This is a genomic window from Cupriavidus sp. 01L46 (genome assembly GCF_056399905.1).
Genome location: NZ_JBFTSF010000380.1, coordinates 1 through 5,307 on the forward strand (window position 1 = coordinate 1; position 5,307 = coordinate 5,307).

The window sequence follows — 5,307 nt, forward strand, 5'->3', positions numbered from 1 at the left end:
CTCCTGGCCTGGGGCGACAGCTTCGTGGCCCCGCTGGGATTGACGAGCGCGCGCTGGCAAATGCTCGGCGCACTTGCGCTTGCCGGCAAATCACTGACCGCGCCGCAGATCGCGGCCAATATGGGCGTGACCCGGCAAGGCGCCCTGAAGCAACTCAATCTGCTTGCCGACGAAGGCTTCATCGAAGCGCACCCCAACCCCCTGCACAAGCGCTCGCCGCTATACATGCTCACCGAGCGCGGCCAACGCACCTACCGCACGGTGGACCAGAAGTGGCGGGAGCACGCGGCAAAACTTGCCGCCGCATTCAGCGCGGCCGACCTGGAGGCCACCGCCAGGGTGGTCGAGGGCCTTGCTGCGATGCATGTCGAGGTCGACGCGGAAGTGGACACCGGCGCATAGCGCACCCGCGCCTGGGCAAGCACGATCAAGCGGGGCGACAGCAGGATGCGCCTGGCAGGCTGGCGCCGTTGCATTTCCTTACCGCCTTCCGCCGGCCACCATATTGACAACCAGTTTCCATTCATGGAAACTGGTTGTCAATCTTTGAGAGCAGAAGGAGAAGATCCATGAAACCGATCGTGCATGGCATCGCCGGCAGCGTGGCAATGCTGACCGTAGCCACCTTCTGGATGTCGACGGTCATCTCCGAGGCGTTCTTCGACCACGCTGCCGTGGCGCTGGTCAAGCAATGTGTGGTGTACGGGCTGGCGCTGCTGATTATGGCCATGGCCGCCACTGGCGCGTCCGGCTTTGCCCTCTCCCGGCACAGGCGGGGCCGCATCGTGGACGGCAAGAAAAAGCGCATGCCCCTGATCGTCGCGAACGGTCTGCTGATCATGTTGCCCTGCGCGCTCTTCCTGAGCGCCAAAGCGCAGGCCGGCGAGTTCGACACCTTGTTCTACGTCGTCCAGGCCATCGAGCTGGCAATGGGTGCCTTGCAGCTGACCCTGCTGGGCATGAGCTTTCGTGACGGCATGCGGCTGGCTGGCAAGCTGAAGCTGAAGGCGCAATGAACGTGCGTTAGCCCTGCGATCTCCCTCGGATCCCGGGCTTGAAGGCAGGCTAAGGCGCGACGCCGCCGCTTTACAAAGAACGCCAGAGATCACTTCTCTTTCCGCGCATGCACCTGTGCGGCGGCCACCGCTATTGAAACCGGGGGTCAAGTTGCTCCTGGCGCTCGGCCTCGGCCTTGATACGGTGCAATTCGCCAACCGAATACGCAGCCTCATCACGGTCAATCAGCCGTTTGAACCTTGGACGGTCACGTTGCGCCGGTGAGCGGAATCAGCTCGTAAAAGACGGGCAGGCTTCGCGGAATGGAAGCCTGCCCCAAGTTGACAAGGAACTGTGCGTTCCTGTCGTTGTTAACGTCAGTTCGGCCCGCACCTTTCGCAATTTTTTGTAAGTGACCGAAGCGACTCGCGTGAGCGTCACCCCTCAACGCCACCTCATTCAGTCTTTGCCTTGTGGAAAAATTCTTGGATGAGCTTGGCCGACTCCTCCCAGAGTGCTGGTGCACCGCGCTCGATAGGTGGTCGATAACGTGCAAGGGCCTGTTCTTCAGTGACCTGACACTCCACCCAGCTGCCACCTCCTGTTGCCGCGTTGTGGACCAACGGCTGAAAGCGGTCCAACGCTTTCGCAAACCTTGCGTCGTCGCTTTCCGCCGCCTCAAATTCGGACCAGAGACTGCGAAACTCCGCGGCCTGTACGTCCGGCAACAACGAGAAGATTCGCTCAGCCGCCTGTTGTTCCAGTTCAGCCTGACCGGCGCGCGCCGACGGGTCGTGAAATGGAACATCGCCTGCGTCAATCTCCACGATGTCGTGGATGAGAAGCATCTTCACAACTCGTACCACGTCAACAGGCGCTGCTGCATGCTCCGCCAAGACGAGGGCATACATGGCGAGATGCCAGGAATGTTCGGCACTATTCTCTCGACGCGACTGATTGATCAGCCGCGACATCCGTACGACGCTCTTCAGTTGGTCAATCTCACGGAGGAAGGAAAGTTGGCGTTCCAGATTGGCAAGGTTCATGTTGGATACAAATGGCCTAGGTATCTCAGGGAAGTTTAGCAGCCGCATGCCAGCAGCAACCCTGGGCCCTAGCGATACGTCTGGGGGTCAGCGGCAGTTCGGACCTGACTCTAGCCACGGTCAGTGGTGGAGAACACGCTTCAAACAGTGGACGACTACGAAGCTATGCTGCCTTGGAACTTATGCCACCGACGTCGACACCCAGACACGTGCTCAGAGAACGTGCAGGTCGTGCAGCGTGGCAAAGTAATGGGTTCCCGACCGCCGGAACTCAAATTGAGCGGTAAGGTCGGTCCACGCTCCTTCAAGTGGCAAGTCAATGTCGACCCAATAACCGGTACCGTCATCAAACGCACCGGTCGAAATGCGAGGCCGCTCGCTTGAGGCATGTGGGTCCGTAACTGCGGGCTCAGTCCCCCCGCCATACTCGATGAGTGCACGACGAACGTCTGCAGTAGTCCAAAGCACTCCATAGTAGTTTGGCACTTCCACCAAAGCCATGGCGCCGTCCCAGTCTCCACGGGCCAGGAGATCAACCCAGGACTCTACATACTGGATGAGAGCGGATTCAATATTGGCTGAGTGGAGGACTGGCATCGCGAACCGCGGGAGAAGGTCTGGAATGCAAAGACGCATTTTGCACTATTGCGAGCTGGCAGGAGACCCAACATGGCGCTCCGTCTGAGTTCATCTGACGCCCAACACTAGCGTGACTCGGGGGAGCCGTGCATTCTCGACCGCTTACCGATATCTCGTCGCCTTGTTAAAGGGTTGTCCCTCGCAAAGACTGTCGACCTACGAAGCTCTGCTACCCTGGAATCTMAAGACATCAGCTATCTAGCCGACTCCGCGTGCGGCAGAAGGAGCTTTGTCAACCGACCCGTACGCTATACGATAACTACMGAGTGTCTACCATGGCTATGTCAATCTTGTTCAATGGTCATACTGAAGACATTGCGTCTCTAGAAGAACTGCGGCACGCGCTGGGCCGCTTTGACGACGTGCCCCAGTTTGAGCTGTGGGTGTCCGTCCCGGACGGGCCAAGCATTTGCATGCTGAGGAACTGCGAACATGCCTGGCTTATGTACCTGCGTCATGAAGGTGACAGTGGCTTTACTTCGATTGGTGAGGCCAGCCAGTTGGGCAACGAAAAATACATCCTGAGCAACGGTCAAAAAGACGAGTACCCGGTAGCGTGGTGCATCGAGGTCGAACAGTGCTACAAGGTCATCGCATACTTCTATGTGAATGACGGAGCGCGACCGGAATGGATTCAATGGCTTGAGAGCTAGTTGCGGGGCGTGCGCCTACCCGCCCGATCTGATGGAGGCCGAGCCGGMACCGCGCGCGTCGAGAGCGAAGGCTGCCGAGTAGCCTGCCCCCGCAATACGGAATAATGCGCGGCGAAATTTCCACACGTTAATGTACCCCTCACCTTAGGGGCATACGACCGCCTGAATGTATGGGACATTTAGATAAGGCGGTTTTAAGGGCCGCCCAATGCCAAATCACGTCCGCAGATATGCGGACTTTTTTTTGAGCGTGCCTCGCAAGAAGACATTTAGAAGCCTTCAGCCGATGCCGCACAAATGGAAGGAAAAAAAGGAAAAATGTTCAAATTACACGCCTCCCGCATTGCCATGCTGGCACTGGTGGCTTCCTTGGCCGCCTGCGGTGGCGGCGGCGATGACAATAGTGCTGGMCTAGCCTTGATCCGCACGAAGACGCCTCCGGCGACGGCCGAAGGCTTGTACTCTGGCTCATCCAGCAACGGCTTCCAGATTGCTAGCATGGTCTTGGACAACGGCGAGTACTACGTGGTCTATGGGAAGGCCGGCACCGGCTACGGGGTCGTCCAGGGTAATGGCACGTCAGTAAACGGGGCGTTCTCGTCCACCAATGGACTCGACTTTGTGGGTGGYCAAACACCCACACCGGTCACAATATCGGCCACCTACGCCGCCAAGCGCTCACTGCAGGGCACTGTGACCGGGGGCCGCCAGAGCTTCACGTTCACCGCCGCCTACGATCCCATTTACGACACCCCTGCCTCTATCGCCTCGATTGTCGGAACCTATTMTGGTGCTTCCGTGACCGGCAGCGGCGTAGCTCTCATCAAATTCACTGTGGCCGCAAACGGCAGCTTCAGCGGCACGTCCACCGTTGGCTCTAGCGTTTGCAGCCACACCGGAACCCTGGCGCCGCCGGCCGGCGCCAAGAATGTCTTCAACCTTTCAATGACCTTCGGTGACAGCGGCTGCGGAGCGGGCACAGCCACCGCATCTGGGTATGCAGTACCAGACTTGAGTGGCAGCACCCCTATGTTGCTCGCGATGGGCGTGCTAGCGGACCGCAGTGATGGTGTACTGGTGATCGGCACCAGGCAATAGGCAGCGCTAACCCGCCTTCGCTCTATTGAGGCGCCGGAGACGTCAGCGCAGGTGTCTACCTGCCGCCTACACCCGTTTTTCTCGCCCTCAAGGAGCTACTCGTGGCCGGTCTGCGCAATCCACGCGGCTACGCGCGCCGGCGACAGGATCCCGAACTCGAACAGTGCCGGCTCGACATGTGGTCACCAGCGCGTGGCGTGAACCGGCGACAGAAGACTTGCTGGTCCATGCGGACTCCAAAAATGAAAATGCCCGCGCGCGGCGGGCGTAAAAAAACACCTGTAGAGGCGGATGTGTCTGCTGTCACACTTACGAATCTACTCTGGAGATCTAAAGTGAAAGTGCTCGCTACTCTTGGTCATCAACAGGATTCACCGAGTGSCAGGCTGATCCCTCTCAGGCGCCTGGCTTTTTTCAGGTTCATCGCCGATTTCCGGGCAGGCTGCTCGGGTCTTGAAAAAACAACCGCGGCTGCGAGATAAGGACGTGGACAATCACACTGGGAACGAACTGCGCTTGATGCTGGAACGCAAAAAGCCGCTGTCGATGTTTTACTATAGCAAGGCAAACGACGACAAAGGCGTGTTGCCTATCGAGGACTTCTTGCCGCACGTCGAAGACGGGTCGATGACAATGGAGGAGTTCGACATCGGTTTTCCGTCAAGCAGTGGCTATGCGGTAATTACATACGTCCTCTACGCTGCACGCGGCGAAGAATGGAGAATTCCCGCAATGGAGTTAGTCTTGGCAGCGCAGCGGGACAACCTCCATAGTCCTGACGAGGGCATCGATCGGATCATTGGAATGCTGCTCGGCTATTCGAAAGAGAGCATCGATGAATTTGTCCGACAAGGGATCCTAGCCAAAACCTATGG

At 58.4% G+C, this 5,307-nt stretch carries 7 protein-coding genes; 5 read left to right on the forward strand and 2 right to left on the reverse strand.

Going from position 1 to position 5,307, the window contains the following annotated elements; all coding sequences use genetic code 11:
• A partial coding sequence (locus tag AC1DS3_RS34760) for a MarR family winged helix-turn-helix transcriptional regulator (RefSeq protein WP_477128968.1) occupies nt 1-402 on the forward strand: 402 nt, incomplete at its 5' end.
• Nucleotides 403-569: 167 nt separating this feature from the next.
• Nucleotides 570-1,016, forward strand: coding sequence for a hypothetical protein (locus AC1DS3_RS34765; protein ID WP_441640659.1), 447 nt, complete (start codon nt 570-572; stop codon nt 1,014-1,016).
• A gap of 435 nt (nt 1,017-1,451) precedes the next feature.
• Here the strand turns inward: AC1DS3_RS34765 and AC1DS3_RS34770 are convergent, their stop codons facing one another.
• On the reverse strand, nt 1,452-2,042 hold the full coding sequence (locus AC1DS3_RS34770; protein ID WP_441640660.1) for an HD domain-containing protein: 591 nt from the start codon (nt 2,040-2,042) through the stop codon (nt 1,452-1,454).
• A 213-nt stretch (nt 2,043-2,255) separates the two neighbouring features.
• Complete coding sequence (locus tag AC1DS3_RS34775; RefSeq protein ID WP_441640661.1) at nt 2,256-2,678, reverse strand: DUF7668 domain-containing protein; 423 nt, start codon at nt 2,676-2,678, stop codon at nt 2,256-2,258.
• A gap of 278 nt (nt 2,679-2,956) precedes the next feature.
• On the opposite strand from AC1DS3_RS34775, the gene AC1DS3_RS34780 reads away from it, so the two are divergent.
• The 3 genes from AC1DS3_RS34780 to AC1DS3_RS34790 all read left to right on the forward strand — a co-directional run.
• Nucleotides 2,957-3,334, forward strand: a complete 378-nt coding sequence (locus AC1DS3_RS34780; RefSeq protein ID WP_441640662.1) for a hypothetical protein — start codon at nt 2,957-2,959, stop codon at nt 3,332-3,334.
• A 297-nt stretch (nt 3,335-3,631) separates the two neighbouring features.
• Nucleotides 3,632-4,432: a hypothetical protein gene (locus AC1DS3_RS34785; protein WP_477128969.1), complete on the forward strand. Its 801-nt coding sequence runs from the start codon at nt 3,632-3,634 to the stop codon at nt 4,430-4,432.
• 453 nt (nt 4,433-4,885) lie between these two features.
• Nucleotides 4,886-5,307 (forward strand): hypothetical protein (locus tag AC1DS3_RS34790; RefSeq protein ID WP_477128970.1); only part of this gene is annotated, 422 nt, incomplete at its 3' end.

Bases quoted from the DNA above. Each gene is read 5' to 3' on its own strand.
- AC1DS3_RS34765 (WP_441640659.1), top strand. From the start codon at position 570: ATGAAACCGATCGTGCATGGCATCGCCGGCAGCGTGGCAATGCTGACC.
- AC1DS3_RS34770 (WP_441640660.1), bottom strand. From the start codon at position 2,042: ATGAACCTTGCCAATCTGGAACGCCAACTTTCCTTCCTCCGTGAGATT.
- AC1DS3_RS34775 (WP_441640661.1), bottom strand. From the start codon at position 2,678: ATGCGTCTTTGCATTCCAGACCTTCTCCCGCGGTTCGCGATGCCAGTC.
- AC1DS3_RS34780 (WP_441640662.1), top strand. From the start codon at position 2,957: ATGGCTATGTCAATCTTGTTCAATGGTCATACTGAAGACATTGCGTCT.